A 16,044-nucleotide genomic window follows, 5' to 3' on the forward strand; every position below is an offset into this window, starting at 1 on the left:
TATGCTCGCGCCGGGCAATACCAGTCCATGTCACCATTCACTCCATCTCTTCGCAAAGAGGCGTGAATCACAACATGCTGGTATTGCTCAACAACTTTCGGTTCGGGCTCTAAGCGGTTGGGCATTAATCATACTAATTGTCACCAACTTCAGTTTTTCAGATAGCATACCCGGGAGCTGTCAGTCTAAAGCGAAACGTTCTCTGCTGACAAAGAGCCCCCAGAGACAGCCAGAGTTCAGGATGCGAGGGATTGCCACTCGGCAAGAGCTGCCGAGCGTCGCTGCTTGAAGGTCTGTCGATCGACGAGGTGGCGTTCTTGAGAAAAGTGGTTGTGGAGGGAGGCGTGAACCGAGGCGAACTTCTGTAACGCCTTCATCTGCCTGAAACGGAGCATGGCACGCTCTCGTCGTCGGAAGGGCAGATGGCTGTTCTCGGCCCGATTGTTCGCCCACCTCCCGATCTCCTGTTTGTCTTCGCAACCGAGCTCGGTCATCGCTGCACGATAGGAGCGCAGACCATCGGTGGTGATCCGCTGAGGAGATCCGTGGCGCTTCAGGGCCTTGCGCATGAAGGTGAGGGCGGCCGCCTTGTCCCGAGTGCGGGTGACGTAGCTTTCCAGCACTTCGCCTTCCTGGTCCACCGCGCGCCAGAGGTAGACCATCTCGCCATTCAGCTTCACGTACATTTCGTCGAGGTGCCAACGCCAATGCCGGAAACCGCGCATGCGGTTCACCCGCTGCCGCCGGATGTCGGCTGCGAACATTGGTCCGAAACGGTTCCACCACAGCCGCACCGTCTCGTGGCAGACATCGATCCCCCGCTCGAAGAGCGGGTCTTCCACGTTGCGCAATGACAGCGGGAACCGCACATACAACATCACGGCGAGCCGGATGATCTCCGGCGAGGAGTTGAAGTAGCGGAATGGACTGTGAGGTTTGCGTGGCCTTGGCATCAGCTCAAGTTAGCGAAGGCAGTGCCCAGCTCCAACGGGTGCGTTAGCTTTGACAGGGCCATCGGGGAGGAGTCAGAACGGAACCAGTTTCCGTTCTCCGCTGCAGGCATTGTGCAGGGACTGCGCCGATTCTCTGCGGCAGTTCCGTTTCATGGTTCCGATCTGCAGAAAAAAGTCGCACGAATCCGCGCACTTGCCGCCCAAAGGCGGCCTTTCAGAGAAAAGTTTGTCTGAAATGAGTGGCGGAGACGGAGGAAACCATAGTTCTACGCTAAGAAATTGATAAAATTTGATTTATTTGGCGGACCAGAGGTGGTGTGCCCCCCAGGATGTCCCCATTTCCAGACAACTTTGTACATCATGTCTACCGGATCCCATGTACAAGATTGCGTTGCTTTACGCAGGGGTGCACCGCATCTTTGCTGATCCGGCCGGTTCCTTGGGACCGGATCAGTCTCCTGCGCTGTCACAAAAGCTCCCCGATGCTGTAGAGTTCGGAGTCGCGCACGAGCACGGCGAGCGAGCGACCGGTCAGGCCGAGCGCTTTCGCGGCGGCGTTGGCCGCGTCCTCATCGGCAAACCAGAATTCCTCGATTCCTGTGCAATCGAGGCCCCAGTCGCCGGGCAAGGGGACGTTGCGGACATGGCCGCACGTGCCGTCTGGTCGTGCGACCGCCGCATCGTCCCATAGAAAGCACATCAGTTTCACGACCGCCGCGTCGCTCGGCGCGATCAACACTTCCTCGCGCGCGGACAGGCAGTGGTTAGCGATCCAGTCGGCGAAAGTCTCGGCCTCGTCGGCCACCATCACGGCCTGCGACGACGTGTCGGCGAAATGCGCCGCGCGATGCGTCAGCGATCGGTGCCAGATCAGGCCGACACCGTCGTGATCGGCCAGATAGGCGTGTTGCCCGGCGCGCGGTTCCACCACATCGCCATGGACATAGCGCGCGACATTCTTCCAGCGCGGCAGCGACATGCCGAGCGCTGCGTGCTGCCGCCAGCGCGCTGTCCAGTCTGCACGGGTGAAGGCAGGATGGCGACGGATCAGATAGATCAGCTTGGGCTGGATGAGGTCGGTCATAGATGTTAGAATTTATATCGAAAACGATATAAAGCAAATGGTCATGTCGTCGTGTCCGCTGTTTCGGCCCCTTGCGCCGCGCCGCCGATCCGCGACCGTCTGACGCGGGCCTACCTGAAACAGGGCGGGATCGTGCTGCCGGGGCATGCTAGGAGGGATGATAATGTTTGAAGGCAGGACGGTGCTGGTCGTGGGGTCCACCGGCGGGATAGGCGAGGCGGTCTATCGGCTGTGTCGCGAACAGGGTGCAACGGTCATCGGCACCGGCCGCCGCCTCGAGGAGGGGGAGCGGATCGCCGCTGAAGCGGGCGGGCGCTTCGAGCCGCTCGACATTACCGACGATGCCGCAGTGATCGCGTTCTTTGCCGAGCTGGCGCGCGAGGGCGTGGTGCTCGATGGGGCGGTTAACAATGCTGCGATGACGCAGGATGCGGCACCGCTCGACAGCCTCGACCTCGCGCTGTTCGACCGGCTTTTTGCGCTCAACGTGCGCGGCGTGTTCCATTGCCTGAAGCATCAGATGGCGGCCATGCGCGGGCGCGGCGGTTCGATCGTCAACGTCGCCTCTATTGCCGGCCAGCGCGGCTTTCCGGGACTGGCGCTCTATTCGGCCAGCAAGCACGCGGTGGTCGGGCTGACGCGCTCGTCCGCGCTGGACGGGGCGGCCGATGCGATCCGGGTCAATGCCGTGCTGCCCGGCACTACCCGCACTGAGATGTTCGACCAGCAGATGCTGACACGTCCGGGCGGCGAGGCGAGCACGGTCGCGCGGATCCCGCTGGGCCGTGTCTCTGCGCCGCACGAGCAGGCACAGGCGATCGCCTGGCTACTGTCTGATCAATCGAGCTTCGTCACCGGGGAGACCCTGGCGGTGGATGGCGGAACTACGGTGCGGTGATTTCTGAGGCTTGCTCCTGCGAGATTGCCGCGTTGTTCGGGGCGAGCGCCGCCTGTTTCCAGTCCGTGCAGCCTGGTATCAGTGGCCGGGTCGCCCGTTGGCGGTATCGTCGGCCTCCGCTCTGGCGGAAAACACAAGCAGCACGTTGCCTGGCGAATGGCTGTACAAGCCATAGCCCGAATTGATCACGACATAACCATTGCCGACTGCGGCCCCCGCACCGGACATGCTGCCGCCCTGGCCGGGTTCGCCGTTCGTGGTCCTGAAATTGCGGGTCGTATCGAAATCCCACAGCAAGGCTCCGCCAGCGCGCCCGTAAATGCGGATGTGGCCGTCCAGATGACCGGCGATGACCGCGCCGGAGACAGCGGTGACCGGCGCGGAAATGCCCGGATCGCAGAACGGGCGATCGCCACAGACGTTGCCCTGGACCTTGCTCCACAGAAGTTTGCCAGTGGTGGCATCGATGGCATGCATACCGGGCCGGGCCGTTGCGGGATCGAGATACTGGCCGTTATGCGTATCGTTCATGTCATTGATGGGCACATAGACCGTCGTCCCGTCTGCCGACATGCCGAAATGAACGCCTCCCTGAATACTGCCGCGCCCGACCTTTGTCTGCCACAGCAGCTTTCCCTGCGCATCGGGATCAAGTCCGTAGACGGTGCCGTTCTTGTGGCCGACGACCATGATCTGCTTTCCGCCCGGAACGTCGATCAGGAGCATGGACGAACTGTGATCGAAGTCCGGCCCTTTCTCGGCCGGGCAATTGGGGTTGTCAGCCATCATGCAGGCGACGTTCCAGGCATCGCCGGAGATCGTCTGCCTCTGCCAGACCCGCCTGCCGGTGCGCAGATCGACCGCAAAGATCGCATCGCTGTTGCCGTCCGAGGGCGAACTGTAATTCTCGCCCGACCCGATGTAGATCAGTCCGCGCCGCTCATCCACCGTCGGGCTTGTCCAGACCGGCGCTCCCGAAGGGGCGAAGCCCCGCTTGCCATTGAGAATGCGTTCCTTCGGTTCTTCCGGAATGGGAAAGAACTGCCAAACCGGCTCGCCTGTTTTCGCATCGATGGCATCGAGATGCCCGCGGAACGTGCAGCAGACATAGTCCGCCCCTGCCGCCGGAACGACCTCCAGCGAAGACACCGGCACATAGAGGCGGCCATCACGATAGGCCGGTGTGCCGGTCAGGGTCGCGCTGGGGTGATTGTCCATGCGCCGCGCCCAAACGAGCTTGCCCGTCAGCGCGTCAACGCCATAGAGTTTGCCGAACAGATCACCGAAATAGACCATGGGTTTGGGGCCATCGACGAGGACAATGCCCGTTCGCACCTCGGCAGTCGCCTTGAAGGTCCATTTCGCGCAGCCGGTCTTAAGATCGAAGGCATAGACCCTGCCGTCTTCGCTGCCGACGAAGGCCGCGCCATATCCGATCGAAGGCTGCGAACGCGCCTTGGTGGCGGCGGGGAAAGCGTAAGCCCAGCGCAGTTCCAGCTTGCCGAGATCGCCCGCATCGAGCCCGGCAAGCGCTTCGGGCACAAAGCGCCTTGTATCGTAGCCCCAACCCGCCTTTACGACGGGAAGCCGACGATCGAAGCTGCCCGCAGGCCCGGTACATTGCGCGGCGTAGTTCATCACCGGAAGGCCGGCCGAGAGATCTTGCCGCGTGAGATACTCGGCCACGCGCAGCTTCTGGTCGGCGGTCAGGTTCGCGCCCTGCTGCGCCATCACGCCGTTGGTCAGCGCTGCCACGATCGATGACGGCGCCAGCATTTCAAGCCATTGCACATGGGGCGCCTTTGGTACGCCGCCATTGTGACAAGCCGCGCAGTTCTCCGCGAAGATCTTTGCGCCGGGCAGGGCTTCGCGGTCGGCCAGGAGGCCCTTTGCGGTGTTGAACTCCGACACGTCTTTCAGCGCTTCTGGGGCAGCTTGCTTCTCGGACGTGCGCTCGGCCCAGGCACTCGTCCCGATCGCCAGCACCCCAGCCACGACCAGCATCCACGCCCGGCGAACGTGTGCGCCAAGCACGTTCTCCCGGATGACGTTGCTTGAACCGGCAGCCGGACACAATGTGCCTGGCTGCCCGGTCACAGCATGGTCCGACGCTGAAGGCAGGCGTGGCTGGCCAGTCATCAGAACTTGACCTGCGCCTCGATACCGAAGGTGCGCGGCGCGGCGATGGTGCCGTAGGTCCACAGGCCCGGAATCGGAACCGGGGTCGGATTGGTCGGTGTCGCCCCATATCCGGTCCCAACGTCGAGTACGTGCGTGAAGTAGTTGCGATTGGTCAGGTTCTTGCCGAACAAGGAGAAACGGAATGGCCCCGTCTCGTAGGTGATGCTGGCATCGACCATTGCAAAGGGCTTTACCAGCAGCGGATTTTCGACATTCGCCGAAACCGTGTTGGCACCGATGAAATACCGGCTCTTGTAACGAATCGAGCCATCCAGGATCAGGGTTTTGCCTTCGCCAAGGCTGGTCCGGTACACTGCATTTGCATCAAGCGACCACTTGGGCGCGCGACGCATCGAGAAGCCGGATTTGTCGATGGTCACCAGCGGCCGGGCAGCGGCAGTGGCAGGATCGAGGTTCGTGCCCAGGTCGAGCCAGCCCAGATACTTTGCGTCGAGGTAGCCCACGTTCATGCCAAGCGTCAGGCCTTCGGCGGGAATGAACTGGAACTCGCCCTCAACCCCCTGCATGCGGGCCTTTGCCGCGTTCTGCACGACGGTGAGGGTAACAAGCACGGGATCTGGGAAGACCACATCCTCCTGCTTGCCCGAATAGTCCATGCGGAAGAAATTGACGTTTGCCCGCAGGCGGTTGTCGAACCATTGCGACTTGAAGCCTGCTTCGATGCTCCTCACGGTTTCAGGCTGATACGGTCCCAGCGAGAATGCCGACGATGCGCGACCGTTGAACCCGCCCGAGCGGAAGCCCTTCGAATAGCTGGCATAGACCATGCCGTTGTCGAACTTATAGCTGACACCGAAGCGGGGGGTGAAACGCGAGGTGGTCAGAATGCCGGTCTGGCGGGTGACGGCACCGGTAACCGGATCAACGGCGTTGGGGGTATAGACCGCCAGGTTCGCGATGGCGTCCGGGCAGTCGCCAAAGGCGGAGGTGAAAGTGCGGTTGCCCACCGTTCCCGTGGCTGTGCCTGCGCACATCCGCTTCTTTTCATGGGTATAGCGGCCACCGACCGAAAGGGTCAGGTTCGGCACCGCTTCCCAGTCTACCTGACCGAAGAAGGCGTAGTTCCTGGTCCGCTGCTTGGCTTCGCCGCCCGGAGTCTCGCCACCCACGGTGTTACCTTCCATGAGGTCGAAGATCTGGTCTTCGGTGGAGTTGGTGGCGATGGGCGAGGGGAAGAAGTAGTTGCGCTGATGGATCTCATAGCTTGCGCTGTAATAGTATGCCCCGGCAACGATCTTCGCGGTTGAAATCGTGCCCTGGTAGCGCAGTTCGCCTGAAAACTGCTTTTGCGTCTGCGGACGGAACACGAAGAAGTATGGCTGTTCGAGCCCGTCGAACTTGTTCATCGCCTTCTCGTCGGAGGTGCGATAGCCGACCACGGCCAGCAGGTTGTGATCGGGCGCCACTTCCACTTCGCCGTTCGCGATCAGCGAGTGCGCATTGAATCGCTGCGGCTGCACAAAGTTGGTGACGGGACGCCGATGATAGTCGGAATCGCTCGCCGGTGCACCGCACGATCCGACAGTAGTGATGATACAGAACAATTCGCCCGGCCCGGTCAGCGAGGTGACCGGCGTGGTCGGGGTGTTGTCATCGATATAGTCGTAATTGACGACGAGCTTGGCGGACGAGCTTGGCTCGATCTTCACCGAAGCGCTGAACATGTTGAAGTCCTTGTCGCCCTCGCGCTTGTTGCGCACGATGTTGCGGAAATAGCCGCCATTGTGCAGACTGATGAGGCCAACCTTGGCCGAGATCGCCCCGTCGGCAATGGACGGCAGGTTCATCACACCCTTGAAGTCCATCTGCTCGAAACTTCCGTAGGTCGCGCTGATCCGCCCGCCAAATTCGCCGGTGGGTTCGGCCCGGCGCACATGCACAAGGCCGCCAATGGTGTTGCGACCGAACAGAGTGCCCTGTGGGCCGCGCAGGATTTCCACTTCGCTGGCATCGAAGGTCGTCAGCAGGGCGCCTGTGGTTGTGGCAAGATAGACCCCGTCGAGATAGACCGCGACCGCCGGATCGAAGCTCTTTTCGCCGTCGTTCAACTGCACCCCGCGCACCGAGATGATCGGAGTGTTTGCGCCGTAGAGCGTGTCGATCACGACGTTCGGCGCAAGCCCGCCGAGTTGGGCGATGTCGCGGCTGAAACGCTGTTCGATCTGTTCGGCATTGATCGCGCTGACCGCAATGGGGACGTTCTGAAGATTCTCCGAACGATGCTGTGCGGTGACCACGATTTCCTGCAGGGTGGTAAGACCGCTGTCATTCGCAGTCGTATCCTGGGCATGTGCCGCTGGACTGCCGCAAACAGCCATCAACCCCAGCGCCGCGCTGCCAAGATTGAGACAAACCTTCAGGTTCCTCATAAATCTCCCCCATTGTCAGATGGTTACTGACCTATCTGTGTTGGCGTACTTTGATTCGCCTTATCCTCGTCCAGCAAAATATAACGATATCGATACACATGTATATCGAAATCGCTGCATTTCTGGGTTACCGCGTGAAATTCGGGTCCGGAAAGTCAGCGCAAAAGCTGCGCAATGGGCCTCACTGCCCAACGGGCCGGTGCAGCTTCACAGCAGGACCATATGCAGTCCGGAAGTCCGGTCCGAAGCTGCCCGGCCGGACAGTTTCGGACCAGATTCCAACACAATCTCCGCAATGCATCCAGATCAAGCCGGCATTCAGAAATGCCAGCCAAGTTCCATCCCGTAGTACCGCGGAGAACCGCCGAAAGCATTGTAGCCGACGCCGGCTGACTTGATTTCGGCATATTCGACATTTGCGATGTTGCGACCGAACACGCCGATAGACCAGCGCCCGAGGTCAATGCTCGCGCCGGCATCGAGCAGGCCATAGGCCTTCTGTTCGAGCGACTTGGTGTTGAGCAGGTCGGTGAATACGTGGCTGCGCCAGGTATATCCCGCGTGCAGCCTGAGCTTGGCATTTTCGCCAAGATCACGATCGTAACTGCCGCCGATCGAGTAGGTCCACTTCGGCACCCGGTCAAACTTGAGGTCCGTTGCCGCCTGTCCTGCCGCAAGGCCGGTCAGATTGTCGAAGCGATCGTACTTTGCGTCGATGTAGCCCAGCGTTCCATCGAAGCGCAGGCCGCGTACCGGCACGACCGAAGCTTCCACCTCGACCCCCTGAATGGTCGCCTTGGCCGCGTTGACGAGCTGCTGAAGCGGCGAATCTCCGGGCAGGGCAATCTGCGTGAGCCGCTGGATATCGTCATACTTCTGGCGGAAATAGCCGACGTTCAGCCGCACCCGCCGATTCAGGAACTGCGATTTCAGGCCGGTTTCGAATGAGCCCACGGTTTCGGGATCCACCGGGGTGACCGCACCCACCGCAGAGGGCGCACGGGCATTGAAGTTGCCGGCGCGATAGCCCTTCGAATAGCTTGCATAGACCATGACATCAGAGGCCACTTCATAATTTGCAATGAAGCGGGGGGACACGTCATCCCAACTGCGCTGGCCATCGAGGTAATTGAAACTGCACGACGCGAACGACTGTCCGGGGCAGTTGCTCAGCGGAACGATGTGCATTTTCTTGCGGTCGTAACTGTAGCGTACGCCAGCCGAAAGCGTCAGTCCGCCCAGAGGGCGCCAGTCGATGTTCCCGAAGGCCGCATAGGACTGCGCAGACTGCTGCCAGCGATTGATCGTGTAGCGGTTGGAACCCGTCGCGAGGCGGGTGATGCGCTTTTCGAACACGCTGGTATCGAGATCGAACAGAAAGCCGCCGACCAGCAGATCGATCGTGTCGTTCAGGCTGATGTTGTAGCGCAGCTCAAGGCTCTTCTGCCGTGCGCTCTCCTCGTTGTCGGGGAACAGCACGACATTGAACGGATCGCCGCTGACATTGAGCGTCGCATCGTAATCGATCTTGCGATAGGCCCCGATGGCCGTCAGCGTCCCGGTGCCGATGTCCTGCGACAGCTCGGCAATCAGGTGATACCCGTCGATCTTCGTGTAGCCCGGATCACCGAGATTGACCGACCACTTGCCATTGTCAGGTGTCCAGCCCCAGACTGTCTGATGCTGGCGCAGCGCGGTGTTCGGCAGCAGATAGGATCTTGTCGCACCCCCGCCATCGTTCATGTGCAGATACTGGCCGAGCAGCGTCAGGGTTGTGCTTTGGGCAGGCTTGAAGACGAGCGTTCCCTTGACGACCTGATCGTTGGCACCCTGCACACGGCCTTCGCGATGCATGGCGGCAGCGGCGCCGGTCGGATTGGCATTGGCGGGGACAGTCACGAAAGTGCCGGAATTGCGATTGATGAAGAAGCCGTCGTTATTGCGCGTGAAGACCGCAACGCGGGCAAACAGCTTGTCCTGAACGAGGCTCGTCTGGCCAGTCGCGCGAATTTCTACCGTCGAAGCGTTGCCGAGAGTCACCTTGACGGAGGCATCATCCGATCCGTCCGGCCGACGGCTGCGAACCGATACCACACCGCCCGAAGCGTTTCTGCCGAACAGCACGCCCTGTGGCCCGCGCAGAACTTCCGCGCCCTCCATGTCGAACGCGTCCAGAATTGCGCCGGCCTGGTAACCGATGACCATGCCATCCTGCACGATGTTCACGGCAGGATCGAGCGAGCGGACGGAGGTGCTGACGCCGACACCGCGCATGAAGAAGTTGGCGAAGCCGGGAAAGGTGCCGACGCCATCGAGCTGCGCATTGGGAACGAGCCGGCCCAGATCGCGGATATCGACCATGTGGCTGCGCTCGATCGCAGCACCATCCACGGCAGTTACCGCAAGCGGAACTTTCTGCAGTTCCTCGCCACGGGCCTTCTTCTGGGCATAGACCACGATCGATGAAAGCGCATCCTGGTCCGTTTGCGCCTGTGGGTCTGCCTGGGATTGCGCCAGGGCGGGCACGCTGCAGGTCCCCAGCATTGCCACGATCAACGCGGATCGCAGACGCATTTTCGCATTTGGTTCGAACATTTGCCCTCTCCCGTTTGCCGTTCAGCCTTGCGTTGGCGAACGATCAATCCCGCTGGAGTGTAGTTCCAGATTATATCGAAATCAATCTATATATATCGATATTGATTTTTTGGAGTGAGGTAGGGCCGGGAGGCATGGGACGCGTCAATCCATCGGAACGCCCCGGTCGAGTTTGATCGTCTTGAGTGCAAAGCTGGAATTGATCGCGGAAACGGCTGGAAAGCGCAGGAGGGTCGTGCGGGCAAACTGTTCGTAGTCTGAAACCGACCGCGCAAGAATGCGCATGATGAAATCGCTCTGCCCGCTCATCGCGAAACATTCCACGATCTGGGGGTGGCGGCTGACAAGGTCCTCGAACTGCCCGAGCGTTTCGTCATCGTGGCGATTGAGCTTCAACTCGACATAGACGCTGATCGGATAACCGAGCCTGGCGGGATCGAGCAACAGTACCCGCCCCAGAATTATGCCTTCCGCCTCCAGCTTGCGCAGCCGCCGCCAGCACGGTGTCTGCGAGAGGCCGACCCGTTCGGCCAATGCGTGAATGGCAAGTTCGGGGTCCGCCTGCAGTTCGGCTAGGATCTTCCGGTCAATCTGATCCATGTGATTCGTCCCCCTGAAGGCTGAAATTGAGAATAATCTTCTAATGGAATTTATTTCAATAGAATGATCATTCAAGATTGGAGCCTGGTAGCACGAGCTTTGGAAGGACATTCCCGCTTCGGAAGCATACCCTTGGTCCACTACCGAACCACGCTGAAGGCAGAGCCGCTCTGCCGATGCTGGTGATGGCGCTGAGGAAGCAGGATGTCAGGTATCGGCCTTCATGTACCGGAACCCGGTGCCCGTCCGGGCGACGAACCCGATTTCTCCCACATCGTGGTGCAGCCGGCAGGAAGCGTGGACTGCCCGCCCCATGACGCGGACGAGCATGAACTGCGCCACCTCGCGTTCGATCTGATCCGGGTGCTGGATGATGATGACCATGCCAGGGGCGGCTGGAATCCCCGGCTTGATCCGGACGTTCTGCGCGCCGGTCTGGAAGCCATGCTGCTTACCCGCGCGTTCGACGATCGCCTTTTCCGGCTTCACCGTCAGGGCAAGACCAGCTTCTACATGAAGTCCACCGGCGAGGAGGCCTGCGCCGTCGCCCCATCGCTGGCCTTGCGCCGCGACGACATGGCCTTCCCGACCTATCGCGTGGCAGGCTGGCTTCATGCGCGGGGCTATCCGCTGGAGCGAATGGTCAATCAGATCTTCTCCAATGCAGAAGATCCCTTGCGGGGTCGCCAGTTGCCGATCCTCTATTCGGCGCGCGACTATGGCTTCTATTCGCTCTCCGGCAATGTCGGCAGCCGGTTCGGCCATGCGGTGGGCTGGGCCATGGCCGCCGCCTACAGCGGGCGCGACCAGATCGCGCTCGGCTATATCGGCGAAGGCACCACCGCCGAGGGCGATTTTCACGAGGCACTGACATTCGCCAGCGTCTACCGCGCGCCTGCCATCCTCTGCGTGACCAACAACCAGTGGGCGATTTCCTCGTTCTCGGGCATCGCCAACGGCACCGCCCAGAGCTTTGCCGCCAAGGCCATCGGCTATGGCCTGCCGGGACTGAGGGTGGACGGCAACGATTTCCTGGCCGTCTGGTCCGTGATCGACTGGGCCGCCAGGCGCGCACGGGCGGGGCTGGGTGCCACGCTGATCGAATTCTTCACCTATCGGGCGGCGGGCCATTCGACCAGCGATGACCCAACGCGCTATCGCCCTGCCAGCGAGGCCGCCCACTGGCCCCTGGGCGACCCGGTGGAGCGGCTGTCAGGCCATTTGACCGCAATCGGAGAATGGGACGAAGCGCGCGAGGAAACTCTGAAGGCCGAACTGGCCGCGCGCGTGGCGGCGGCCGTCGCCGTGGCGGAAAAGGTCGGCACGCTGGGCAAGTCCAAGCCCCCGCTGCGCGAAATGTTCCTCGGCGTGTTCAAGGAGCCGGACTGGCGCCTGACCGAACAGATGCGCGAACTGGGGCTCGAAGAGCATGACTGATCGGCCTGCGGCAACCTCCAGCATGTCGATGATCCAGGCGCTGAACGACGCCATGGACGTGATGATGGCCCGCGATCCGCGCGTGCTGGTATTCGGAGAGGATGTCGGCTTCTTCGGCGGCGTGTTTCGCGTTACCGACGGGCTTCAGGCGCGCCATGGCAGGCACCGCTGCTTCGATACGCCCATCGCCGAAGGCGGCATCGTGGCCACCGCCATCGGCATGGCGGCCTATGGCCTGCGCCCCGTGCCCGAGATCCAGTTCGCAGACTACATCCTGCCCGCCTACGACCAGTTGGTCTCCGAAGCGGCGCGGCTGCGCTACCGATCGGGGGGGGAATTCGAGGCGGCGATCACGGTCCGCTCGCCTTATGGCGGCGGCATCTTCGGCGGGCAGACCCACAGCCAGAGCCCCGAGGCGATCTTTGCGCACATCACCGGCCTCAAGACCGTGATCCCTTCCAATCCGCACGATGCCAAGGGCCTGCTGATCGCGGCTGTCGAGGACGACGATCCGGTGATCTTCCTCGAACCCAAGCGGCTCTACAACGGGCCGTTCGATGGTCATGGCGATGGCCCGCTCAAGACCTGGGCCGGACACACCCGTGCCGAAGTTCCGAGCGGCTATTACACGGTGCCTCTGGGCAAGGCCGATGTCGTGCGCCCGGGTGGGGATCTCACAATCCTCGCCTATGGCACGATGGTCCATGTCGCGCTCGCAGCCGTCGAAGCCAGCGGCTGCGATGGTGAAGTGATCGATCTGCGCTCGATCGTTCCGCTCGATATCGACAGCATCTCCGCCTCGGTCGAGCGGACGGGCCGGTGCCTGATCGTGCACGAGGCATCCCGCTTCTCCGGCTTCGGCGCGGAACTGGCCGCGCTCGTCCAGGAGCGCTGCTTCTATTCGCTGGAAAGGCCGGTGATGCGCGTGTGCGGCTGGGATACGCCTTACCCCCACGCCTTCGAATGGGACTATTTCCCCAGCCCGCAACGGGTTGGCACCGCCATCACGCGCCTGCTCGCAAGGGACTAATCATGGCCGATTTCACGTTCCACCTTCCCGATATCGGCGAAGGCATCGCCGAGGCGGAGATCGTCGGCTGGCACGTTGCCGTGGGCGACAGTATCGTTGCCGACCAACGCCTTGCCGATGTGATGACCGACAAGGCCACTGTCGAGATGGAAAGCCCGGTCAGCGGACGGGTCAAGGCGCTGGGCGGAGAGGTTGGCGATGTCATCGCGATCGGCAGCGTGCTGGCGGTCATCGTCACCGAAGAGGATGTCGCGCCGGAACATGGCGCGGCAGCCCCTGCCTCAACGCCGCCATCAGTTGCGCCGCCCCCGCCACCTCCGGCCGCGCCTGAGCCGGTCCAGCCTGCCACGCCCGCCATCGCAGCCACACCGGCAACCTCGGCCCCGGCATCCTTGGCGCCAGTGACAACGGGGCCGCGCACGCTTGCCAGCCCGGCGGTGCGCCAGCGCGCGCAGGATCTCGGCATCGACCTTGCCTGTCTGCTGCCAACCGCCGACGGTCGGATCCGCCATGGCGATCTTGACACCTTCCTCGCCTATCGCGGCGGCGAAGGATATCGCCCGGCGGGTGTCGCGCGCGCCGACGACGCTGTCCGTGTCGTCGGTCTGCGGCGGCGGATCGCGGAAAACATGGCCGCATCCAAGCGCGCGATCCCGCACTTCACCTATGTGGAAGAGATCGATGTCACCGAGCTTGAGGCCATGCGCGCTGCGCTCAACGGCGAACGGGGAGCGCGTGCCAAGCTGACGATGCTGCCTTTCCTGATCATCGCGGCATGCCGGGCCATCCCGGATTTTCCGATGATCAATGCCCGCTTCGATGATGAGGCAGGCGTGGTTACCCGCTTCGGCGCGGTCCATATGGGCATCGCTGTGCAGACATCCGGCGGGCTGATGGTTCCGGTGCTTCGCGATGCCCAGGACCGCAATCTTTGGCAACTGGCCGCCGCCATCGTCACGCTGGCCGAAGGCGCACGGTCAGGATCGCTTGCATCAGGCCAGCTCAGCGGTTCGACACTGACGCTGACCTCGCTCGGAACGCTGGGCGGGATCGCAGCAACGCCGGTGATCAACCGGCCCGAAGTGGCGATCATCTGTCCGAACCGCATTGTCGAACGGCCTGCCTTTGTTACCGATGCGCTCGGTCAGCGACAGATCGCCGAGCGCAAGCTGATGAATTTCTCGATCAGTTGCGATCACCGGGTCGTAGACGGCCATGACGCGGCCAGCTTCGTCCAGAAAATCAAGCTTCTGCTTGAACGGCCCGCGGTTCTGCTGGCGGGCTAGGGGAGGGAGCCTGCATACCGACCTTCCTGTTCCTGCGCCTTGAACTGGATGCGGCAAGGCGTGAATCATACATCGCCTCAAGCGCTGCGTCCGCCCGCTTGAGCGCCGCCCGGACAGCCGCCAACTCCTTTTGCCCGATTGCCGAAACCAGTTCGTCCACCACGTCACGGCTGAGTTCGTTGGCACGTCCTGCCACCTCCACGCCTTCCGCCGTCAAGCGGGCGATGACGATCCGGGAATCCTCGCTGCCGACTTCACGCTTCAGATAACCAAGGCCTTCGAGGCGTTTCAACTGGTGGGAAATGGTCGATTGAGGAAGAGCCATGACTTTGACGATCTCTCCGGCCGTCAGTTCCCCCCGTTCGGCCAGCAGTACGATCATCCGCGAGGTGACCAGATCGAGTCCGGCTTCCTGAAACCACGGATTGGAAATGCGGGCCATGTGCGCACCGATCCGATGGACCAGAAACGAAATGCGATCGGCCAGCGGCGGCAAGGGATCGCGATTGCGTCTCGGCTCCGGGTCCTTCTTGCGGTTTGGCATACAATCTTCAACTTTCGCATCGCCTTCCGGCGCGGGCAGTGCCGGGCCGGGCTAAGCAGGGTAGCGTAGGGTAGGGCGTTCCCGGGAGCAAGGGCGGGCTTAGATCGCAGGCCGGGATCAAGGTCCTGGCCGGGTAGCGAGTCACCGGCGCCCGGCATCATCATTCCGCCTGCAGGCTGACGGTGCCAAGGCCCTCCACCAGCAGTTCATATCGCCGCCCCGGCTTCAGGGGAACGGCAGGCCCCATCGCGCCGCACAGGACGATATCGCCCGGCTGCAGCGCGATGCCCAGTTCGCCGGATCGGCGCAGCAGCCAGCGCCACGCATTCAGGATCGAACCCAGGCAATCGCGCGGCGATCCGGCTGCAACCAGTTGTCCATCTTCCAGCAACTCGCTGCGCGCATCGACCAGATCGACTTGCGTTGCCTGCACCCGGTCGGCCCCCGGCATGACGCGCGCGCAGCAGGCGTTGTCGGCAGTGGCGTGCGTCACGTTCCCTGGCCATCCCACTATGCGGGAATCAGCGATTTCGAAGGCCGGACGAATGCTGGTTAGCGCGGCCAGAAGGATATCGTCACTGGCATTCCATTCCGGTGCATGGCCGATTTCCAGCAAGATCTCACCCTCGATCCGGGGGGCGATGAACGTGCCCGTTGCCACGGCAGCTCCGGGGGGAAGTACGGTATCGGCAAAGATCGTCCCGATCATTGGCTCCTGCGCGCCGAACAGGCGCATGGCGCCGGGAGATGTCAGGCCGATCTTGTGGCCGCATGGCATCCGGCCCGCAGTAATCGCCTGTGCATGCAGTTCTCGCTGGATGGCCAGCGCGTCGGCAATGTCCAGGTCTTTGCCGAACACGTCCTGCGGAACGGCACGGCCTTCCCGCTGCGCCTGCAGCAGAATGGAGGCCAGGCTTTCATGATCTGTCATCACCTGCATTGCACGATCTCTATGGCAGGGCGTCGGCGCCAAGGGAGGAAATGCGTCCAGAAATATATTAATTTCGATACTTCACAACTGCGGTGCGCCGTGTCAAGGGAAGCGG

At 62.0% G+C, this 16,044-nt stretch carries 12 protein-coding genes; 4 read left to right on the top strand and 8 right to left on the bottom strand.

What is annotated here, in order from left to right:
• Positions 1 to 236: 236 nt before the first annotated feature.
• Both HGI46_RS20960 and HGI46_RS20965 read right to left on the bottom strand, forming a co-directional pair.
• Positions 237 to 953, bottom strand: a complete 717-nt coding sequence (locus tag HGI46_RS20960) for an IS6 family transposase (protein WP_168905728.1) — start codon at positions 951 to 953, stop codon at positions 237 to 239.
• A gap of 466 nt (positions 954 to 1,419) precedes the next feature.
• Complete coding sequence (locus tag HGI46_RS20965) at positions 1,420 to 2,037, bottom strand: EthD domain-containing protein (RefSeq protein ID WP_168854670.1); 618 nt, start codon at positions 2,035 to 2,037, stop codon at positions 1,420 to 1,422.
• A 163-nt stretch (positions 2,038 to 2,200) separates the two neighbouring features.
• Here HGI46_RS20965 and HGI46_RS20970 point away from each other — a divergent pair, with 163 nt between their 5' ends.
• The gene (locus HGI46_RS20970; protein ID WP_168854669.1) at positions 2,201 to 2,935 is read left to right on the top strand and encodes an SDR family oxidoreductase; all 735 of its coding nucleotides are present in this window, start codon (positions 2,201 to 2,203) and stop codon (positions 2,933 to 2,935) included.
• Positions 2,936 to 3,013: 78 nt separating this feature from the next.
• On the opposite strand, the gene HGI46_RS20975 is transcribed toward HGI46_RS20970, so the two are convergent.
• The 4 genes from HGI46_RS20975 to HGI46_RS20990 form a co-directional block, all read right to left on the bottom strand.
• Positions 3,014 to 5,074: a PQQ-binding-like beta-propeller repeat protein gene (locus tag HGI46_RS20975; RefSeq protein WP_168905729.1), complete on the bottom strand. Its 2,061-nt coding sequence runs from the start codon at positions 5,072 to 5,074 to the stop codon at positions 3,014 to 3,016.
• Positions 5,074 to 7,506 (bottom strand): TonB-dependent receptor, encoded by a 2,433-nt coding sequence (locus HGI46_RS20980; RefSeq protein WP_168854667.1) that lies wholly within the window; start codon positions 7,504 to 7,506, stop codon positions 5,074 to 5,076. The genes HGI46_RS20975 and HGI46_RS20980 overlap by 1 nt, the downstream gene beginning before the upstream one ends.
• Before the next feature lie 318 nt (positions 7,507 to 7,824).
• Positions 7,825 to 10,101, bottom strand: coding sequence for a TonB-dependent receptor (locus HGI46_RS20985; protein ID WP_125956766.1), 2,277 nt, complete (start codon positions 10,099 to 10,101; stop codon positions 7,825 to 7,827).
• Positions 10,102 to 10,245: 144 nt separating this feature from the next.
• Positions 10,246 to 10,701 carry an Lrp/AsnC family transcriptional regulator gene (locus tag HGI46_RS20990; RefSeq protein ID WP_118074989.1) on the bottom strand — a complete coding sequence of 152 codons (456 nt, stop codon included), beginning with the start codon at positions 10,699 to 10,701 and terminating at the stop codon, positions 10,246 to 10,248.
• Positions 10,702 to 10,905: 204 nt separating this feature from the next.
• Here HGI46_RS20990 and HGI46_RS20995 point away from each other — a divergent pair, with 204 nt between their 5' ends.
• Genes HGI46_RS20995 through HGI46_RS21005 form a run of 3 tightly spaced genes read left to right on the top strand, consistent with a single transcriptional unit; the run spans position 10,906 to position 14,454 of the window.
• Positions 10,906 to 12,138 (top strand): thiamine pyrophosphate-dependent enzyme, encoded by a 1,233-nt coding sequence (locus tag HGI46_RS20995; protein WP_118074988.1) that lies wholly within the window; start codon positions 10,906 to 10,908, stop codon positions 12,136 to 12,138.
• Positions 12,139 to 12,160: 22 nt separating this feature from the next.
• Positions 12,161 to 13,168, top strand: coding sequence for an alpha-ketoacid dehydrogenase subunit beta (locus HGI46_RS21000; protein ID WP_125956896.1), 1,008 nt, complete (start codon positions 12,161 to 12,163; stop codon positions 13,166 to 13,168).
• 2 nt (positions 13,169 to 13,170) lie between these two features.
• Positions 13,171 to 14,454, top strand: coding sequence for a dihydrolipoamide acetyltransferase family protein (locus tag HGI46_RS21005; protein WP_118074987.1), 1,284 nt, complete (start codon positions 13,171 to 13,173; stop codon positions 14,452 to 14,454).
• Here the strand turns inward: HGI46_RS21005 and HGI46_RS21010 are convergent.
• A complete protein-coding gene (locus tag HGI46_RS21010; protein WP_162896230.1) occupies positions 14,411 to 14,896 on the bottom strand; it encodes a MarR family winged helix-turn-helix transcriptional regulator in 486 nt (161 codons plus the stop codon). The two genes, HGI46_RS21005 and HGI46_RS21010, sit on opposite strands and share 44 nt — an antisense overlap.
• Before the next feature lie 262 nt (positions 14,897 to 15,158).
• Positions 15,159 to 15,929 (bottom strand): hypothetical protein, encoded by a 771-nt coding sequence (locus HGI46_RS21015; RefSeq protein WP_168905730.1) that lies wholly within the window; start codon positions 15,927 to 15,929, stop codon positions 15,159 to 15,161.
• Positions 15,930 to 16,044 lie beyond the last annotated feature (115 nt).

Origin of the sequence: Novosphingobium sp. ERW19, from assembly GCF_012641315.1 — a bacterium.
In the GTDB taxonomy this organism is placed as follows: Bacteria; Pseudomonadota; Alphaproteobacteria; order Sphingomonadales; family Sphingomonadaceae; genus Novosphingobium.

What these genes read in the sequence shown, in the direction of transcription:
- HGI46_RS20975 (WP_168905729.1), bottom strand. Translation starts at nt 5,074, where the DNA reads ATGACTGGCCAGCCACGCCTGCCTTCAGCGTCGGACCATGCTGTGACC.
- HGI46_RS21005 (WP_118074987.1), top strand. Translation starts at nt 13,171, where the DNA reads ATGGCCGATTTCACGTTCCACCTTCCCGATATCGGCGAAGGCATCGCC.
- HGI46_RS21010 (WP_162896230.1), bottom strand. Translation starts at nt 14,896, where the DNA reads ATGGCCCGCATTTCCAATCCGTGGTTTCAGGAAGCCGGACTCGATCTG.
- HGI46_RS20995 (WP_118074988.1), top strand. Translation starts at nt 10,906, where the DNA reads ATGTCAGGTATCGGCCTTCATGTACCGGAACCCGGTGCCCGTCCGGGC.
- HGI46_RS20985 (WP_125956766.1), bottom strand. Translation starts at nt 10,101, where the DNA reads ATGTTCGAACCAAATGCGAAAATGCGTCTGCGATCCGCGTTGATCGTG.
- HGI46_RS21000 (WP_125956896.1), top strand. Translation starts at nt 12,161, where the DNA reads ATGTCGATGATCCAGGCGCTGAACGACGCCATGGACGTGATGATGGCC.
- HGI46_RS20970 (WP_168854669.1), top strand. Translation starts at nt 2,201, where the DNA reads ATGTTTGAAGGCAGGACGGTGCTGGTCGTGGGGTCCACCGGCGGGATA.
- HGI46_RS21015 (WP_168905730.1), bottom strand. Translation starts at nt 15,929, where the DNA reads ATGACAGATCATGAAAGCCTGGCCTCCATTCTGCTGCAGGCGCAGCGG.
- HGI46_RS20965 (WP_168854670.1), bottom strand. Translation starts at nt 2,037, where the DNA reads ATGACCGACCTCATCCAGCCCAAGCTGATCTATCTGATCCGTCGCCAT.
- HGI46_RS20960 (WP_168905728.1), bottom strand. Translation starts at nt 953, where the DNA reads ATGCCAAGGCCACGCAAACCTCACAGTCCATTCCGCTACTTCAACTCC.
- HGI46_RS20980 (WP_168854667.1), bottom strand. Translation starts at nt 7,506, where the DNA reads ATGAGGAACCTGAAGGTTTGTCTCAATCTTGGCAGCGCGGCGCTGGGG.
- HGI46_RS20990 (WP_118074989.1), bottom strand. Translation starts at nt 10,701, where the DNA reads ATGGATCAGATTGACCGGAAGATCCTAGCCGAACTGCAGGCGGACCCC.